Annotated in this window: 16 protein-coding genes; all 16 read right to left on the bottom strand. The window is 39.5% G+C overall.

The genetic code is table 11. The features are described from left to right. Entirely contained in the window at window positions 1-672 is a 672-nt protein-coding gene (locus tag DXC23_RS08475) for an ABC transporter ATP-binding protein (RefSeq protein ID WP_117705676.1), read from the bottom strand. A gap of 65 nt (window positions 673-737) precedes the next feature. Then, complete coding sequence (locus DXC23_RS08470) at window positions 738-1,103, bottom strand: hypothetical protein (RefSeq protein ID WP_117705675.1); 366 nt, start codon at window positions 1,101-1,103, stop codon at window positions 738-740. A 78-nt stretch (window positions 1,104-1,181) separates the two neighbouring features. Then, window positions 1,182-1,775, bottom strand: coding sequence for a DUF4093 domain-containing protein (locus DXC23_RS08465; protein WP_117705674.1), 594 nt, complete (start codon window positions 1,773-1,775; stop codon window positions 1,182-1,184). Further along, window positions 1,776-2,819, bottom strand: a complete 1,044-nt coding sequence (gene holA, locus DXC23_RS08460; protein ID WP_117705673.1) for a DNA polymerase III subunit delta — start codon at window positions 2,817-2,819, stop codon at window positions 1,776-1,778. Between the two features lie 10 nt (window positions 2,820-2,829). Beyond that, window positions 2,830-4,965, bottom strand: a complete 2,136-nt coding sequence (locus DXC23_RS08455; RefSeq protein ID WP_117705672.1) for a ComEC/Rec2 family competence protein — start codon at window positions 4,963-4,965, stop codon at window positions 2,830-2,832. A 20-nt stretch (window positions 4,966-4,985) separates the two neighbouring features. Then, window positions 4,986-5,522, bottom strand: a complete 537-nt coding sequence (locus DXC23_RS08450) for a phosphoribosyltransferase family protein (protein WP_117705671.1) — start codon at window positions 5,520-5,522, stop codon at window positions 4,986-4,988. Between the two features lie 12 nt (window positions 5,523-5,534). Further along, on the bottom strand, window positions 5,535-5,876 hold the full coding sequence (locus DXC23_RS08445) for a histidine triad nucleotide-binding protein (protein WP_117705670.1): 342 nt from the start codon (window positions 5,874-5,876) through the stop codon (window positions 5,535-5,537). A gap of 58 nt (window positions 5,877-5,934) precedes the next feature. Continuing rightward, window positions 5,935-6,654 (bottom strand): glycerol-3-phosphate 1-O-acyltransferase PlsY, encoded by a 720-nt coding sequence (plsY, locus tag DXC23_RS08440; RefSeq protein WP_117705669.1) that lies wholly within the window; start codon window positions 6,652-6,654, stop codon window positions 5,935-5,937. Then, a complete protein-coding gene (gene der, locus DXC23_RS08435; protein ID WP_117705668.1) occupies window positions 6,654-7,976 on the bottom strand; it encodes a ribosome biogenesis GTPase Der in 1,323 nt (440 codons plus the stop codon). Before der ends, plsY begins: the two co-directional genes overlap by 1 nt. Beyond that, window positions 7,973-9,289 carry a DUF512 domain-containing protein gene (locus DXC23_RS08430; RefSeq protein ID WP_117705667.1) on the bottom strand — a complete coding sequence of 439 codons (1,317 nt, stop codon included), beginning with the start codon at window positions 9,287-9,289 and terminating at the stop codon, window positions 7,973-7,975. The genes der and DXC23_RS08430 overlap by 4 nt, the downstream gene beginning before the upstream one ends. Before the next feature lie 107 nt (window positions 9,290-9,396). Then, the gene (gene rpmF, locus DXC23_RS08425; protein WP_022234847.1) at window positions 9,397-9,585 is read right to left on the bottom strand and encodes a 50S ribosomal protein L32; all 189 of its coding nucleotides are present in this window, start codon (window positions 9,583-9,585) and stop codon (window positions 9,397-9,399) included. 28 nt (window positions 9,586-9,613) lie between these two features. Beyond that, entirely contained in the window at window positions 9,614-10,108 is a 495-nt protein-coding gene (locus DXC23_RS08420; protein WP_117705666.1) for a DUF177 domain-containing protein, read from the bottom strand. A gap of 372 nt (window positions 10,109-10,480) precedes the next feature. Next, the gene (locus DXC23_RS08415; protein WP_117705665.1) at window positions 10,481-12,151 is read right to left on the bottom strand and encodes a hypothetical protein; all 1,671 of its coding nucleotides are present in this window, start codon (window positions 12,149-12,151) and stop codon (window positions 10,481-10,483) included. 200 nt (window positions 12,152-12,351) lie between these two features. Further along, a complete protein-coding gene (locus DXC23_RS08410) occupies window positions 12,352-13,191 on the bottom strand; it encodes a cohesin domain-containing protein (RefSeq protein ID WP_117705664.1) in 840 nt (279 codons plus the stop codon). 840 nt (window positions 13,192-14,031) lie between these two features. Continuing rightward, complete coding sequence (locus tag DXC23_RS12540; RefSeq protein WP_199523059.1) at window positions 14,032-17,274, bottom strand: hypothetical protein; 3,243 nt, start codon at window positions 17,272-17,274, stop codon at window positions 14,032-14,034. Between the two features lie 156 nt (window positions 17,275-17,430). Beyond that, window positions 17,431-18,441 carry a UDP-glucose 4-epimerase GalE gene (galE, locus tag DXC23_RS08400; RefSeq protein ID WP_117705663.1) on the bottom strand — a complete coding sequence of 337 codons (1,011 nt, stop codon included), beginning with the start codon at window positions 18,439-18,441 and terminating at the stop codon, window positions 17,431-17,433. Window positions 18,442-18,445 lie beyond the last annotated feature (4 nt).

The raw sequence follows: 18,445 nt of genomic DNA, 5'->3' as shown, positions 1-18,445 counted from the left end.
TTACGCCTCCCTTAAAATTTTGCCGTCCTGAATTGTAATAATTCTGTCGGCTTCCTTTGCAATTTCAAGATTGTGCGTAATCATAATTATTGTCTGATTAAAGTCACGGTTAGACATTTTCAAAATACTCATAATTTCTTCTGTGGATTTTGAATCAAGATTACCTGTCGGCTCGTCAGCAAGCAGAATAGCCGGATTATTTATTAAAGCTCTTGCAATCGAGGTTCTCTGTTGCTGACCGCCCGAAAGCTCGTTCGGCAGATGATTTTTTCTTTCAAAAAGTCCGAAAGATTTTAAAATCAAATTCATTCTCTCTTTATCGGGTCTGTTACCGTCAAGGTCGCAAGGCAAAGAAATATTTTCTTCCACAGTAAGAATAGGAATAAGATTATAGAACTGATACACAATTCCAATCTGCCTGCGTCTGAAAATAGCGAGACTATCGTTATTCATAGAATTAATTTCGTTGCCGTCTATATAAATTTCACCGCTTGTCGGTCTGTCCACTCCACCAAGCAGGTGCAGTAAAGTTGACTTTCCACTGCCGCTTGCGCCTACTATTGCCACAAATTCGCCCTTGTTTACCGACAAAGAAATATTATCAACAGCATTCACAACATTGTCGCCCTGTCCGTAAGTTTTCACAAGATTTTCAACTCTGAGTATTTCCATAATAATTCCTCCAAATTTATTTTACAGGTTTATTATAAATACTCATAATGACGCTAAAGTGACTTTTAAACTATCTTTTTATTTTTGCAGAGCAATTTGCATATACCGCTTATCGGAATACACAAAAGAATCCAGAGCATACTGTAAAACGGGCAGATCTGTCCTTTAAAATTCAAGGTGCAGTTACTGTAATCCCAAACATTGAGCTTGCACTTTACATTTACAATAAAACCGCATATGCCCTCCATAAATGTAATAATCGCTCCGCCGATAAGGCACTTACTGCGCAGGCAAAGTTTCGGGAACTTTTTATATACTCTGAAAATAGCAAGGAAACAGCTCCCACCCGTAACCGCCATAGTCCAGTGCGTTTTTCTCCGCCACAATATTTCAAGCAAAGCATAGGCTACACCGCCTATTGAAAAAATCATACAATCACATTTTAATCTCTTTAACAAAAAAATCACCGTTTTTATTATGTCCAAAAACGATGATTTCAATTACGATTATTAAATTTCCAAATTTTCTACTATGTTTTTTAATTCTTCTAACGAATATAAGCAATTAATTGCCGAGAGCATAGCGTTTGTAGTGAGATATGACGGCATTCCTAAATTTTTTAAAAGTGCTTTCCTCAGCTTTTCCGAATTTTCTCTGCCCGTAAGTCCGAGCCGATATAAATCGGATTTTGTAATCTCTCCGCTTTGCGCCTGACTTTCTTCTCCTATGATTGTTGCACCGCTTTTGCGGATAGCGTCAATAATAACATCATCGCTCACTCCCTCAACACCAAGAAAGCCCTCTTTTGAGCTATGCGCCTTTCGCTTTTCCTTACCGTTTATCTGCGGTATGTAGCAATGCTTTATCTTGCTTTTATCAACCGCACCACGCAAAAAATTCCTTATAACAAAACCTGCGGAGTCGCTGTCTGTAAATACAAGTATTCCCTTGGTTTCTGCAATTTTGCGAATAAGCGACTGCTTTTCTTTGTCTGAAAACACTCTAAAGCCGTTGGTTTCAATAATTGTGGCATCAACAATATTTTTTAATTTTATTTTATCGTATCTGCCCTCTACTATTATTGCCTCTTTTATTTTAAGCAATTAAACTCTACCCCTCTCAGCTGTCAGCAAAAGGTTTGCGATTAATTTTTCAAAAAACATTCTGTCATTTATCGCTACGCTCTTAAACTCTGTATCAGCCTGTAAAAGTATTTCAAGCGACTTTCTCAGTGCCTGCGTTGATACTCGCTTTGTCGCTTTTTTTGCATTATCAAGTACAAACGCTCTGTTTTTATAATTAAACTTATTTGCAACTTCGGTTTTCGTTATTCCGCTTTCGTCTGCCACTCGTATTCTGTATGCGTCAATATACGCCTTTGTTAAAATATACAGCATATCGGCTGTTTTTTCCTGCTGATAAAACAATACATCAAGCGTATTAAACGCTTTTTGTGCATTATCGTTAAGCACAGCGTCCGAGAGTGCAAAAACCTTTGCCTCAAGCGTAACTGTCGCCAACTTATCAATATCATCACAAGATATTTCTTCTCCCTTTGCGTATGCCGAAATCTTATCAATCTCATTTTTCAGCATATTAAGGTCACGACCACAAAGCGATATAAGGTGAGTTGCGTTTACCTGAGAAATAATCTTGCCGTTTGCGTTCGCCCATTTGGCAATAAATTTAACAAGCTCGTTCTGAGTAAGTGTGTTAAATTCGCAAACTATACCGTTTTTGTCCGCATATTTTTTAAGCGCAGGCAAAACCGTTGTATTTTTTTTAGGCTTAATAGACGGCAAAGATACAATAAAAACAGTACCGTCAGGCACTGCCTTGTAAATATCGGCAAACCTTGCGTTGTCATTTGCATTAAACTCATCAAAGGCGGCATCACTCACCAAAACGCAGTTATATTCGCTCATAAACGGCACAATCTGAACAGATGCGGCAAGCTCGTCAAAATTAATACTGTCACCGAACGAATGAAAATTAAAATCTGACGGAGTTTTGCCTGCCACCGCAGTAACAAGTTTATCGGTATATTTCCTAACATACATTTGTTCATCGCCGTAAATCAAATATATTTTAGCAAAATTTTTTTCTTTTATATGCTTGTCCATTTGTTTGTCTGTAAGTACAGCCATATTTCCTCCGTTAATTAAGTGCAAATGCCATATTATCGTCTTGTATCCAAATTATATCTGAATTTTCCTCGATACCCTCGCCGTTGCCTGTAACGATTACTTTTCCGCTAAAAAGACTTTTAATATCTTTACTGAATTTATCCGCAATAACATAATCGGCTTTTCGGTATTTTTCGGGAATTTTATTAAAATCAAGTTCACCGTCAAAGAGCAAAACAGCTGTATTGTCAGTGCTTATATACTGATAAACACCGCCCTCTGCACACACTATTTCGTCTTTGGTGTTTTCATTAAGATATACTGTAAAGTTCCTGTTAAAATACTTTACATTTTCTCTGTCGCTAAACTCACCTTTACTATCATATATCAAAACATCCGATTCGTCAAATTTTCTTTGAATAATATCGGCATAAGCGGCACTGCTCTCCCTGTCGGTTGGCACAATAAGAAAGTCGAGCTTGTCGGTATCTTCCTTCACATCCGATACAGTGCTGTAAATTTTTGCAAAATCTCCGTCACAGCTTATGACCGAGCAGTTTTTGCCACGCCTTATCATAACCGTATTGCCGCCTGTTGCGTAAATGTTTAACTCGGTATTTCTCACATCAATTACTGAATATATACCAAAACCCAAAGTAAGCACACACAGCGATACAACAGCACTTTTAACGGCATAGCCTGCCCTGTTCTTTACAAAACAGCCTGCAACAACCATAACCGCAGCCAAACCGAGCCATATGTAAAAATACGGCTTACGGGCATTTACATATGAAAACGGAATACCGGAAATCGCACCCACCACAGCTAAAACAAAACGGCTCAGCCACTCGCATACAAATGCAAACGGATAAGCAATAAAGCCGATAGCTCCTATGCCGTTAAAAATCACAGTCAGCAGGGCGCAGGCTACGAGTACGCTTACAACGGGCGAAAGCACAACTGAAAGTAAAATTGAGAAAAGCGACACCTTGCCAAACAGCAATACCGAAAACGGCATTGTCCATACAGCCGCTGATACCGATACGGAAAACAGATTTACAATAAATTCAACAGGTTTTTTAAGTCTATTTAATTTTGTAAATTTACCCATTATAAATGCGGTCATACCTTGTGCCCACAAAATTATGCCGAGAGTTGCCGTAAATGATAACAGCATACCCACATCGGCTACCGCAACTGGATTTGGCACTGTAAGAATTAAAGCCGCAATTCCCAGCGAATTAAGCGAATCGCCGTTGCGCATAAACATTTTTCCCGAATACACCACAGCAAGCATAATTCCTGCCCTTACCACAGAGGGTGAAAATCCGCTTACCGCCATAAATGCAAATGCACATAAAATCATTATCAACGAGCGTAATGCCCTGCTCCTGATAATTCCTTTTATACAGAAAAATACAAAACTGCATATAATTGCAAGGTGCATACCCGACACTACTATTAGAAAGCTGACGCCACAGCGTGTAAAATCGTTTTGCACATCCTGCGAGAGCGCCGACTTTTCGCCTAACAAAACAGCTCTGCACAGTGATGCGCTGTCATTTGACATAAGATTATTCAAGCTGTTTGCAAAGCTTTTCCGCAGTTTAATTGCATTGTAATACAGCGGCTTATTATCCGAGGCTTTTACAATATAAGCAAAATTCTTATCGGCAGACGCCTGCAAAAACGCACCGTCTGCTATCATTGAATTTTGCTCACACTCTTTTACAGATAAAACACAGCTTATTCTGTCAAATTCTTCAACATTTATTTCACTGATTGTTGAAAGATTTATCCTCAGCCTTTCACTTTTTTTATTTATCTGCTCGGTTTCAATCAGATATTTGTAATAATCATATTTCCTTGTCGGCTGTTCAATTACAGTTGCCGTAACATATATATCTTTGTCAGAATATTTCTCTGTAATCGGCTGTCTTACAAGCGCACTGTATCCGCCGAATATCACACTTGCAAACGCAGCGGTAATGCAAAATCCGAGTGCGGTATGCCGAATACTTTTATTCTTCAAGGTAAAAAGCGAAACAACAGCGCCGACAAAACACACAACGGCAACTACTGCCGCAATGTAAATTTGCTGAAAATAAAAAAGCGCCGCTTGCACAGAAAGATATGTAATACCAATCAATGCAAACGGTCGTTTCATAAAATTCAATCCTTAATATATTATTTAAAGAACAAAGGCAATTCCTCAAGATAAATAATATCTTTTCTGCCTCTTGCGTCACCCTCGGCAAGCACAGCCGCCTTGCCTACTATATTTCCGCCGGCCTTAGTAACAAGCTCTTCAATTGCCTCAAGGCTCTGACCTGTTGAAACAACATCATCAACAATCAATACTCTTTTGCCCTTAATAAAGTCAGCGTCACCCTCGCCAAGATAGAGCTCCTGCTCGTTCTCGGTAGTAATTGACTTAACATTTACCTCTATCGGGTTTCTCATATACACTTTAACACCCTTGCGGGCAACAACATAATTTTTGCAGCCCTGTCTTGCCATTTCATAGCAAAGAGGAATACCCTTTGCCTCGGCTGTAACAACAACATCGTGCTCAGGGCAAATTTTTAAAAGCTCTTTAGCAGACGCCTCGGTAATTTCAACATCACCAAACATAATAAATGCCGCAATGTCAAGCTTATCACTTACAGGAAAAAGCTCAAGCTCACGCTCAAGTCCTGCAATGGTAATTTTATATGTACCCATCGTACTCACCTCTTAAGCCATATTTTCAGCAAGCTTTTTGCCACCAAGCAAATGGAAATGCAAGTGCTTTACCGACTGACAACCGTCTTCACCGCAGTTATTAACAATACGGTAGCCGTTCTCAAGACCGAGTGACTTTGCAATCTCAGGAATTTTTGAGAATATGTAACCGACTATCTCACAGTTATCGGCAGTAATTTTATCTGCACAACAAATATGCTGTTTAGGAACAATAAGAGTATGAACAGGTGCTTGAGGGTTCAAATCCTTGAATGCAAGTATTTTATCGTCCTCGTAAACCTTTGTTGATGGAATAGAGCCGTCAACTATTTTACAAAAAATACAGTCAGACATAATATTCGACCTTTCAATAATATTTCTGTCACTATTTTACAACTTTTATAAAAATTCGTCAAGCATTTGTCTTTTTCTTTGCAGTAATTTTCTTTTCCTCGCCACGCATAAGTCTTTTAATGTTATCCTTATGCTTAACGATTACAAAAATACCGATAATCAGCGCCGCAACCGTTGACAAAATTACATAGCCTAAAGAATATCCGTTCGGATAATCAAAAAGGAATGTTGCAAGAAAAGTAAACGGGCCGTAAAGAACAGCCGCTGTAATACTTGAAAGCGAAATAATTTTTGAACAAATAAAAACTATAAGGAAAGTGGCAATAATCGCAATAAACACTCTCCAATCCTCACTTGCTATAAGTGCCGCAGCGGTAACAACACCCTTGCCACCCTTAAAGTGGAAATAGACGGGATACGAATGTCCGAGTATAGCAAAAATACCGGCTATATACTTGCCGCAGTTGCCAAACTCATTTGAAAGAATTTGGCTGTCTGCCTGAATAGTCGAGAAAATCAGCCAGCCGATTATTACCGCAACAACGCATTTAAGCGCATCGCACACGATTGTAAATATAGCGGGAACTTTTCCGACCGAACGCAAAACATTGGTAAAGCCTGCGTTGCCACTGCCCATTTCACGAATGTCTTTTTTGCCTCCTGTAACAATTTTTGTAACTATAACAGCCGTATTCACACTGCCCAAAAGGTAAGCGACAACGGCGGTAATTAAAACTCTCCACCAGTTATCCGCTAAAAATGTCAAATAAAAATCCATTACTTTTCGCCACGCTCCCTGATAATAATTCTGATTGGTGTTCCCTCAAGACCAAATGCCTCTCTGATTCTGTTTTCAAGATAGCGCTGATAAGAAAAGTGGAACAGCTGGGCATTGTTGCAGAAGAAAATAAATGTAGGCGGCTTTACAGATGCCTGAGTAACATAAAAAATCTTCAATCTCTTGCCCTTATCAGACGGTGGCTGAACTCTTGTTGTTGCCTGAGCAAGCAATTCGTTGAGCATACCTGTTGTAATTCTTCGTGCCGACTGCTCCGCACAACTAACAATAAACTCAAACAGTCTGTCAATTCTCTGACCTGTTTTTGCTGAAATAAACACCTGCGGAGCATATGACATAAACGCAAAATCAGTGTCGAGCTTTTTCCTGAACTCCTGCATTGTTTTGTCGTTTTTCTCGATTGCGTCCCATTTGTTTACTGCAAGAATACAAGCCTTGCCTGCCTCGTGCGCAAGTCCGGCTACCTTTGTGTCTTGCTCTGTAACGCCTGCCTCGGCGTCAATCATAATCACACATACATCACTGCGCTCAATCGCCATCTTAGCTCTGATGATGCTGTACTTTTCAATATCGTCATAAATCTTTTTCTGACGGCGAAGTCCTGCTGTATCGGTAAAATTAAATTTACCGTACTTATTTTCTATCATTGTATCAATGGTATCTCTTGTAGTACCTGCAATGTCAGAAACTATACAGCGCTCCTCGTTTGTAATCTTATTGATAAGCGATGACTTGCCTGCATTTGGCTTACCGATAACCGCAACATTAATTATAGTGCCGTCATCCTCGCTGTCCTCTGTAAAATCAAGGTGTTCAAAAACACTGTCGAGCAAATCTCCTGTACCATGACCGTGAACAGATGAAACCTGAATAGGATCTCCGAGTCCGAGGTTGTAAAACTCATAAAATTCGGGAGTAGGTTCGCCAATACCGTCACATTTATTTACACAAAGCACAATCGGCTTGTTTGATTTCATAAGCATCTGCGCAATATCCATATCGGTTGCAACCATACCTGTTTTACCGTCTGTAACAAGGATAATTACATTTGCGGTATCAATGGCAAGCTGAGCCTGTCTGCGCATCTGCGACAAAATAATATCGTCGGATTTCGGCTCAATACCGCCTGTATCAATTATAAAAGCCTTTTTGCCGAGCCACTCAACCTCGCCGTAAATACGGTCACGAGTAACGCCCGGTGTGTCATCAACTATTGAAAGTCGCTGTCCGATAAGTTTATTAAATAGTGTGGATTTACCAACATTTGGTCTGCCCACAATAGCAATTACGGGTTTATTCATTCTAACATCTCCTTTACGGTAGTGACCGCCCTTACAAGCTCGTCACCATTGTTATTTACAATTCCCAAAGAAATATTTAGCTCTCGCTCAACATCTTCAACTGAAACATCATCAAGGAAAATATCGTTTTCAAATCTCAGCATTGATGACGGAATAAAGAGCTTTTCACCAAGCTCCTTGCCCTTGAGCTGAGCAATAAGATCGCCGCCTGTAACCAAGCCCGACACATTAACTCCGCCACCGAAAAAGTTATTTTTAATTGCAACAACATTTATTTTTACATTTGGAAATTTAGTTGCAATAATCTTCATCATATCTCGTAAATACGGCGCAACAGCCTCGCCGCAAGCTATTGTCACCATATAATTAAGCGACTCATTATATTCGCTGTCCTCAACGGCAAACTCAATTTCTTCCTTTAAGCAGGCTATCATACCAATGCCGTCCTCAACAGCAGGAAATCCCTCGTAAAAATCAGGCTCCGGTATCGGTCTGCCCGCCTTAATATAAAATTCATCACCTGCATAAAAAATTCTTCTGCCATATTTTTTTACACATTCGTCGCCGAATTTTTCTATCAAATCTACCGTTTGTTCGGCGGTTTCCTGCGTGTACTCGGTAAGCGGATACAGACCCTCTCTGTACCTTGTAAGTCCTACGGGTACAACAGCGGTCATATTAACATCGAGCTTTTCAAGGTCTTTAAATGTTCGCAAAAGCTCCTCACCGTCATTTATTCCGGGGCAGGCTACAATCTGACAATTCAGGCTGATACCTGCCTTTGCAAAGCTCTCAAGATGCCTTAAAGCATCGCCTGCAAAACGGTTATGCATCATTTTACAACGCAACTGAGGATTTGTTGTGTGCACCGATACATTAATAGGACTAATGTGCATCTTGATTATACGGTCGATTTCGTGCTGGCTAAGGTTGGTAAGCGTGATGTAGTTGCCAAACAAAAAAGAAAGTCGGCTGTCATCATCTTTAAAATAAAGCGATTCACGCATACCCTTAGGCAACTGGTCAATAAAGCAGAAAATACATTTGTTACGGCAGCTTTTCTGCTCATCCATAAGGTATGTTTCAAATTCAAGACCGATTTCTTCATATTCACTCTTGTAAATCTTAACTGTTCTTACATCGCCGTTCCCATCTTGGATTTCAAGAGTAAGATCTCTGTTTACCTGATGAAAGCGATAGTCAAGCACATCTTCAATTATATTTCCGTTAATAGTAAGCAGAGATTCTCCGCTTTTAATTTTTGCTCTGTCTGCGTGACTGTTAGCAGTCACACCAAATATTTTTACAGCCACGAGCTCACCTCACACTTATTTTACACAAATTTCATTAAAAAATCAATGTATCAGAGCAAAACAAAAGGGCGAACAGAATTCTGCCGCCCATAATGTTTGTACCGTAATTAGTTCTCGTTAGCTTTTACGATTACCTGTCTGCCGTTATACATACCGCAGTTGCCGCAAGCTCTGTGAGCTGCCTTGTACTCACCGCAGTTAGGGCAAATTACAAGTGTTGGAGCGTTAAGCTTCCAAACTGTTGAACGTCTTGAACTCTTTCTTGCGTGTGAAGTTTTTCTCTTTGGTACTGCCATTACAAAGACCTCCTTACAATAACATATATCAATCCATAAGTTGTTTAAGAATCTCGAGCCTTGGGTCAACCTGCTTTTTATCGCAATCACATTCACCCTCGTTAAGATTATGACCGCACTGACTGCATAGTCCCTTGCAATCCTCTTTACAAAGGTTTTTCTGCGGCAGCGACAACAGCACATCAGAAATAACCGTTTCATCAAGGTCGAGTACAAAATCAGGTGTTTCAATATAGTCGTCGTTGCCGTCAGTTTCAAGAGAACGGGCAAGCTTATGAGTAAACTTGTACTTCATCTTCCTTGTAAATTCTTCTCCACATCTGTCGCAGCTGCGCACATAGTCAAAGCTGACAACCAAAGTAAGGTCAACAAGTGATGCCCTGTTTCCTGCTGTTGCGGTAATATCAAGCGGTGTTTTGAATGGAAAAACGCCGTCAATGTCAATATTGCTTATATCCAGCTGATAGCTGATTGTTTTTTCTTCGCCTTCATTTTGAAAGACACTTTTAAGTTCAAAAAGCATAATTGCACCTCTTGACCGCATAAACGCATATTAAAACGCTATTGATTATTATACAAAAGTATTTGCGCTTTGTCAACCGATATTTACGATAAATTTCTTCATAATTACGCTATTTTTTCAATTTTTTTGATAATTATTATTTATAGGAATTATAACCTGAAATCACCGACAAAACACAATATACAAGCTATATTTTCAAACTATACGGAGTATATTGAAAACAATTTAAAATGAGTTTATAGGGGTATTATTTATAGTATTATTTGCATTATCAGTAAAATAAATATACTGCAATTAAGTAATGTATTTTCTTAATCAAAATGGGCTGACCAAAAGGCCAGCCCAAAGAAATCTAATTATTGCTAATTAAGATTAAAGAATCTCTCTCTTGCGAATAACGAACATAACGCCGGTAGCAGAAACAAGGAGAGTAAGGATTACAACTGCGAGTGTAGCGTCACCAGTCTTAACTGTGCCGTTATTGTTGTTAGTTGTGTTACCCTTATTAGCTGTATCAGCTGTGCCAGGCTTAACTGTTGAACCTGTTGCTGATGTAGCGCCTGTTGCAGGAGCAACTGTTGTCTCAGCAGCACCAGGAGCTGGAGCAACTGTTGTTTCCTGAGCAGCTGTTGTACCAGGTGTTGTTACAGGAGCAGCTGTTGTTCCAGGAACTGTTGTTTCTGGAGCTGTTGTTACAGGAGCAGCTGTTGTTTCCGGAGCTGTTGGCTCAACATATGTTGACTCTGTAAGAGTTGTGTTTGTGAATGTAAGTGGAGCTGGATCCTTAATTGTGAAGTCAACTACAAATGAGTTCATAGAATTAGGATCAAGGCTCATTTTGTCAGGATCAAGTGCGCCTGTTGTAAGAACTCTTACATTGAGGTTGATTGTTGTTTCAACATTCTCAGGCTCGCCGATTACATCGAATGTAACCTGTACGAAAGGCTTTGTTGAATCAATCGGATAAAGTGAAAGGCTAGAAGCGTTAGAATTTATCTTACCTGGGAGATCTGTATTGAATACATCGCCGCCTGCTGGTGTGATCTGAGGCATAATGTTGAGCTTTCTGCCTGATGAATCAAGGTTGTTAGCGGTCTTGTACTCAAGAACAGTGTTATCAAATGTTAAGTACCACTCAAGGTTTACAAGATCTCTGTCTGTACCGAGGTAGTAAGTAACTGTAACCTGCTTTGTTGAGTTATCATACACAGCCTTAGCCTCTGGGAATACGTTTGATGTAGCGTAAACTGTAAGAGCAGGCTTTGAAACAGGAGCAGGAGCTGTTGTAGCCTCTGTTGTTGTTTCAGGAGCAACTGTTGTCTCAGGAGCAACTGTTGTTTCAGGAACTGATGGCTTAACGCCAGCTTCCTTATCAGCAAGTGCCTGCTCAAATGACATATACTCTGTGTTGTAAACAGCGCCGTCACCCTTTACAGGTGTGTAACCATATTCGCCGTTACCATAGTAGTAGTACCATTGACCACGGCATGTAAGCTTCTGGTTGAGTGGGTTCTCTTCGATTCTGTTTTCATCGATAACATAAATCATGTTATCAAAATTTCTGATACCTTCCGGATAAAGCGCGTTACTAGGATCGTCTTCTTCAGTTTTAGGCCAGTAACCCCAAGCATCTTCACCATCATCGTCTACACATGTAACATCTGATGTCTGAGCAGCCTTTGTGTACTGAGGAGCCTCTGGGTCTGCACCGCCGTCAACATAGTTGTTGAAGATTAGCTTAGGAACATCCTTTGGAACATCAATACAGAAAATGTTTTCGTTCTCAGTTTCTTTAACCTTATACATATCCTGCCATGTTTCGCAATAATCTGTACCTTCCCACCAGTATGCACCTGTTGTTGTTGTGAACTCGTTTTCCCATCTCTGTGGCATATAGAAATAATATCTATATGTTTCAGTTCCCTCTGAAGGAACATAGTTACCATCGCTGTCTGTGTCAGCTGAAACGCTAACTGCTGCAACTGCTACCATTGAAGCAGAAAGAGCCATAGCCAACATAAGACTAATGATCTTCTTGGACATTAGAAATTTCCTCCTATAAAAATATGTTTCCGATATACTCGGTATGACAATTATATAATAATTTGCTCAAAAAATCAAGGCTTTTTAGAAAAAAGAGGTCGATTAAGGGGTGTAATAATTAACAAAATTTGGTTACATTTTTTAAACATTTTTTAAATATTTTTTAAACCAAGGATAATTATATAAACCAAGCCGTCACATTACGGCATATCATTGTCAATATTATCACTATCAGTATTTACCTCATTTTTCTTGTTTTCTTTATTTCTGAAATACATTACTCCTGCAATAGCCGCCGCAAGCAGAACGCAGCCGCAAACGATTACAATTGTTGTAACCGATGAGCCCGAACCGTTTTGAGTAACATCTGTGTACTGATTGTCATTTTGATTATTTTGCGGAACCATAGTAGTTTTTTCTCCTATTACCGCCTTGTGGTCGTTCTTCTCATTTGTATTATCATCGCCCTTGCCGTCAAGGTAATTTATGAAATTGCCTTGGTAGTGATTGATATATTTCTCTGAATCCTCAACAACAGGAATTTGGTCGGACACAATAGTTTTTTCATTATAAACTATATCATAGGTTATAGTATAGGCAGAAAGAGTTACCATATTGCTGTCATACATTTCCTTGATAAAATATCTTACATTAGTATTGCCGGCTTTTTTAACTTTAAAATTCATTGATACGAGTTGAGATCTTGATGAAAAGTCAGCATAATTATTTATATCAGAAAAATTAAAAGTCATATATCCGTCAAGGTTTCCGTTGTAAATTACGCCGTTGAGAGTTTCAAAGCTAATTGATGATGTATCAATTTCAAGGTAATCTGTATCATAAAAAACATATGCCTGCATACCCATTATTCCGCTCTGTGCATCTGAAATGAACATAGAGTATGTAAAAGTATCGCCGACCGCAACATTAGCCGAATCATTAATTGTGACTTCATTGGCAGCATTTGCGCTCATAGTTGCGGCAACAATCATGAGCATTGCAGAGCAGTAAGCAATAGCAGTTTTAATTTTTTTCAACATAAAATCAAATCCTTAATCATAGTATTTCTATTATATAATATTATTAACAAAATTTCAATGAACTAATACATTTTTTAATCTGAATTTTATGTGATTTTTTCTTATTGATTTGCAAAAATTTTAGACTTTATTTTTAAATAGTACATTCTCAATTTCAATTTTTAATCATTTTCAGGAATTATGTTTTATCAGATTATTTTTTGTCGGGCAACAAAGTACGGCAAAAGCCAAACTTTTCGTCCCAAAGTTAAAAGTTTACTCAACCTTTTCAAAGGTTGTAGGCAATGCCCACAAATGCTTTATGCTATTTCAAATTCTGATAGCCAAACGACTTGCCGTTCGGGGCTGAACATAATGGTGATAGCCTAAAATGCGACAGCAACATAGGAAAAAGCTGCGCTACTAAAACGACTAATTTGCCTCTTTCCAAGGGCAAATTACCCACACACGCAAACTTTTGTATCCTTTAGAGTACCTTTTCTCTAAGATTGCTCAAGTGCAACTTTCTTACTTTCTGCCACCCATTAGTCTTTACTTTTGTTTTCCACTAAAGTCTTGATTAATCTAAAGTTTAGTTATTCTATAATAAATTCAACCGTTTATTTTTTATTGAAAATAAGTTCATTTTTACTGTTTAATGGGCTCTGCCCAAACCCGCAACCCTTTAAAAAGGGTTGACCTAAATTTTATATTTATTTAACTAAACTTTGTTCGCTAAACACTATTTAACGCAACTTTTGGTAAAGAACCTTAATTTTCAAAATTTTAATTTAAACGCAAAAACGCCCTCCGAATTAACGGAGGGCGAAAAACTATGTTTTATTTATTGCTTATAAAAGATTATTTAATCTTCTTGCGGGTAAAGTAAATTACACCAGTAGCAGATACAAGTACAAGGAGGATAGCTACTGCCATAGATGCATTACCTGTCTTAACTGTACCGTTGTTATTAGTTGTATTATTACCCTTGTTAGCTGTATCAGCTGTACCAGGCTTAACTGTTGAACCTGTTGCTGATGTTGCGCCTGTTGCAGGAGCTACTGTTGTGTCCTGCTCAACTGTTGTGCCTGGAACTGTTGTTTCAGGTACAGTTGTCTCTGGAGCTGTTGTGCCTGGAACTGTTGTCTCAGGTACTGTTGTCTCAGGTACTGTTGTTTCTGGAACTGTTGTTTCAGGAGCTGTTGTTGGTACTTGAGAAGCTTCTGTTACAGTTACTGTAGCAACTGCGCCGAGCTTTGTAGCATAGTTGAAGTTTGAAAGGTCAATTCTGAGTGTTACATCAGCAAGCTCATATGGTACATTTACAGTGAGGTTCTGACCATTGTATGTAGCGTCAAATGCAACGCCTGATACAGGTGAGAAGTTCTCTTCTGCACCGCCCCAGCTGTCAGCCCATTTGCCGTTAGCTGCGAACTTAACCTGGTAGTTGTCAAACTTAGGTACATTGTGATATGTAATCTCATAAACCTTATCTGCAACCTGCTCCATCTCATTAGCTGTTGGATCCCAAGCTGCACCGTTTAACCATGATTCATCATCAGGGTCACCGTTACCAACAGCATGCATGCTTTTGATTTCAATATCAGAAACGATCTGAACACCGTCACCTGAAACAGTGATTTTGCCTGTATTGCTGTCATATGTAACTGTTACATCACAAGCGGCAACAACATTAAAGGTTATATTGTTGTCTCCGTTATCACCGATCCAATTCTGACCGCCATCAGCTGTATTTTCTACAACCTTAAGCTGAAGTGAATCAGCAATCTGAACATTGGTAAATACCTTTGTGTATGTACCGTCGCCGTTAGCTGTCATAACATTTTCAGGAGCTTCTTCCGGGCTGCCCTTCCATAAAACACCGCAAAGTTCTTCTGAACCTGCTACTACATATGTTGAACCTGCAGGAGCAGGAGCTGTTGTTGGTTCAGCTGTTGTTGGAACAACAGGTGTAACTTTACCTGCCTGAATTTCAGTTTCAACTGAATATTTTGTTGATGTTTCAGCAAGAACGCCATCTCTTACAAGGCCCTCTTCCTGGGCTTCATCTGTTACACCTTCAGCGTTTGCAAGTGAGAGTGTAAGGTTATCAACTGTGAGGTTTACATCTGTTTCGCCAAGACCAAGTCTCTTGAATACAACTGAAACAAATGGTGTCTTCTGGTTGAAGTTGTAAAGATTAAGGCTTGACATATTGCCATAAACCTTGCCTGCTGTTGCAGAGTTTACTACTACACCGTTTGTGTAAGGAGTCATAACACTGTCAAGAGCGAGCATTGTTGGGTCATAAGTAAGGTTGAAGTCTGCGTTAAGAACATTCTTCTCTGACTCAAAGTAATAAGTTACTGTTACATACTCTTCGTCACCTGCAACAACCTTAGATGATGCAGGGAATAAGTTAGAAGTAGCATTTACATTAAGAGCACCAGCAGGAGCTTCTTCTGTAGTTGCAGCTACTGTTGTTTCAGGAGCCTCAGTTGTCTCTGGAACTGTTGTTTCTGGAGCTACAGTTGTTTCAGGAACTGTTGTCTCTGGTGCAGCTGTTGTCTCTGGAACTGTTGTTTCAGGTGCAGCTGTTGTTTCAGGAACTGTTGTCTCTGGAGCTGCAGTTGTTTCAGGAACTGTTGTCTCAGGAGCTACTGTTGTTTCAGGAGCTTCTGTTGACTCTGTTGATGGAACAAATGTTGACTCTGTGAGCTTTGTTGTAGCTGCTTTGATGTAAGATGCATCATGAATGATGTAATCGCAAACATATGATACCATTGAATCAGGATCAACTCTCATTGTATCAAAGTCCATTTCACCCTTTGTGAGAACTCTTACATTCATGTTTACTGTTGTTTCAACATTCTCAGGAGTACCTTTTACATCCAATACGATCTTTGCGAAAGGAATGTCTTTATTAATTGTGTAAAGACCAAGGTCAGATGCGTTAGCGTTTACCTTGCCGGGTATACTTGTGTTGATTACATAACCGCTTGTAATCTGTGGCATAATGCCGAGTTTCTTACCTGTTGAATCAAGATTATTCTTGTTGTTTACAGTAAATACTTCGCTGTCAAATGTGAAGTACCATTCAAGGTTTACAAGGTCATAATCTGTGTCGAGGTAGTAGCTTACAGTAACCTGATTTGTTTCGCTGTTATACTCAGCCTTTGCAGTTGAGAAAACATTTGAAGTAGCATTTACTGTAAGAGGTGCTTTCTGAGCAGCAGCTGTTGGCTGTGTAGCAGGAGCAGCAGTAGTTGGCTCAACTGTTGTATCAGCCTCTGTTGTTTCAACCTGAGTTGATGTGTCTGTTACTGTTACAGTAGCCTTAGCACCTAACTTTGTAGCATAATCAAAGTTTGTGAGGTCGAGCTTGAGTGTTACATCAGCAAATTCATAAGGAACATTAACGGTAAGGTTCTCTCCGTTATATGCTGCGTCAAACTCTACGCCTGATTCAGGTGTGAAGTTTTCCGCTGCAGCGCCCCAACTGTCAGTCCACTTGCCGTTAGCTGCGAACTTAACCTGATAGTTGTCGAACTTAGTTACATTCTTGAATGTAATCTCATAAACTTTGTCTGAAACTTCTGTCATAGGGTTAGCTGTAGGATCCCAAGCTGCACCGTTTAACCAAGCTTCATCATCAGGGTCGCCGTTACCAACAGCATTGATGCTGTCGATATCGAGATTTGTTACAAACTGAACGCCGTCGCCTGTAACAGTGATTTCTTTAGTAGAAGAATCAAATTTTACTGTTACATCACTTGCAGCAGTTACATTAAATGTAATGTTATTGCCTGTTGCGTCGCCAATCCAGTTCTGTGAACCGTCAGCACCATTTTCTACAACCTTAAGTGTAAGACCTGATGCCGGCTGAACATTGGTAAATACTTTTGTGTAAGTACCGTCGCCATTGTCTGTCATAACATTTGCAGGAGCTTCTTCTGGAGTACCCTTCCATAAAACGCCGCAAAGTTCTTCTGCGCCGGCAACTACATATGTTGTATCTGCAGCAGAAACTGAAATTGCTGCAAATGACAATGAAGTTACCATAAGCATAAGAGAAACGACAAGGCTTAATGCTTTTTTGAACATTTCTTTTTTCCTCCTTTAATAGTAATGCTTCTATAAGCTTTTATATTATATAATACAAACTCCCCAAAAGTCAATTGATTTTGACATTTTGGAGAGCAATTTTTATAAATTCGTGTTATTTTGTTTGATTGCACAAAAACAAGATTGTTTTTTCGGTCATTCGTACCCATTTATATTATGAGATTGCCAGTTCCATGAGTCACGGCACATATCTTCAAGGGTCTTTTCGGCTTTCCAACCGAGAATTTCATATGCTTTTGTCGGATCGGCATAACATTCTGCAATATCGCCCGCTCTTCTCGGCTTTATATCATAAGGAATTTCAATATTATTTACCTTGCTGAAAGCCTTTACAATATCAAGAACGCTGTAACCTGTGCCTGTGCCGAGGTTAAAGATTTCTGTGCCCTTATGCTTTTCGGCATAATCAATAGCCTTTACATGACCCTTTGCAAGATCTACCACATGGATATAATCTCTTACGCCTGTGCCGTCATGAGTAGGATAATCATTGCCAAACACGCCGAGTCTTTTAAGTCTGCCTGCCGCAACCTGAGTAATATATGGCATAAGGTTGTTTGGAATACCGTTAGGGTTCTCACCTATTCTGCCACTTTCGTGAGCGCCGATAGGATTGAAATATCTTAAAAGTACAACCGAAAGATTGTTGTCAGCCTTAGCTGCATCGGTAAGAATCTGCTCATTCATAAGTTTTGTCCAACCGTATGGGTTAGTGCAGCCAGTCGGCATTGTTTCCACGAGCGGAACTCTCTCGGGAATACCGTATACAGTAGCAGATGAGCTGAAAACAAAGTTTGCTACCGAATATTTCTTCATAACCTCGAGCAAAGCAAGTGTAGAATCAAGGTTATTTCTGTAATAAGCAACAGGAATCTCGCAGCTCTCGCCTACTGCCTTTAATCCTGCAAAATGAATTACAGCGTCAATTTTATTTTCGGCAAAGAGCTTGTCGAGTGCCTCGACATCACAAACATCAATATTATAAAGCGGAATTTTTTTACCTGTAATCTCCTCAACTCTTTCAATAGCCTTTGGAGAGCTGTTTGAAAAATTATCGGCAACAACTACTGTATGACCTGCGTTTATAAGTTCAATGCAGGTATGTGTACCAATGTAGCCTGCGCCGCCTGTAAGCAAAACATTCATAATA

The organism is Eubacterium sp. OM08-24 (assembly GCF_003438075.1).
In the GTDB taxonomy this organism is placed as follows: Bacteria; Bacillota; Clostridia; order Oscillospirales; family Acutalibacteraceae; genus Ruminococcoides.
Note: the sequence above shows the minus strand (reverse complement) of the source record. Positions and strands in the feature narration are given on the sequence as shown.

Bases quoted from the DNA above. Each gene is read 5' to 3' on its own strand.
- galE (WP_117705663.1), bottom strand. From the start codon at position 18,441: ATGAATGTTTTGCTTACAGGCGGCGCAGGCTACATTGGTACACATACC.
- DXC23_RS08455 (WP_117705672.1), bottom strand. From the start codon at position 4,965: ATGAAACGACCGTTTGCATTGATTGGTATTACATATCTTTCTGTGCAA.
- DXC23_RS12540 (WP_199523059.1), bottom strand. From the start codon at position 17,274: ATGTTCAAAAAAGCATTAAGCCTTGTCGTTTCTCTTATGCTTATGGTA.
- DXC23_RS08415 (WP_117705665.1), bottom strand. From the start codon at position 12,151: ATGTCCAAGAAGATCATTAGTCTTATGTTGGCTATGGCTCTTTCTGCT.
- der (WP_117705668.1), bottom strand. From the start codon at position 7,976: ATGAATAAACCCGTAATTGCTATTGTGGGCAGACCAAATGTTGGTAAA.
- DXC23_RS08420 (WP_117705666.1), bottom strand. From the start codon at position 10,108: ATGCTTTTTGAACTTAAAAGTGTCTTTCAAAATGAAGGCGAAGAAAAA.
- plsY (WP_117705669.1), bottom strand. From the start codon at position 6,654: ATGGATTTTTATTTGACATTTTTAGCGGATAACTGGTGGAGAGTTTTA.
- DXC23_RS08410 (WP_117705664.1), bottom strand. From the start codon at position 13,191: ATGTTGAAAAAAATTAAAACTGCTATTGCTTACTGCTCTGCAATGCTC.
- DXC23_RS08470 (WP_117705675.1), bottom strand. From the start codon at position 1,103: ATGATTTTTTCAATAGGCGGTGTAGCCTATGCTTTGCTTGAAATATTG.
- DXC23_RS08450 (WP_117705671.1), bottom strand. From the start codon at position 5,522: ATGGGTACATATAAAATTACCATTGCAGGACTTGAGCGTGAGCTTGAG.
- DXC23_RS08475 (WP_117705676.1), bottom strand. From the start codon at position 672: ATGGAAATACTCAGAGTTGAAAATCTTGTGAAAACTTACGGACAGGGC.
- rpmF (WP_022234847.1), bottom strand. From the start codon at position 9,585: ATGGCAGTACCAAAGAGAAAAACTTCACACGCAAGAAAGAGTTCAAGA.
- DXC23_RS08445 (WP_117705670.1), bottom strand. From the start codon at position 5,876: ATGTCTGACTGTATTTTTTGTAAAATAGTTGACGGCTCTATTCCATCA.
- holA (WP_117705673.1), bottom strand. From the start codon at position 2,819: ATGGCTGTACTTACAGACAAACAAATGGACAAGCATATAAAAGAAAAA.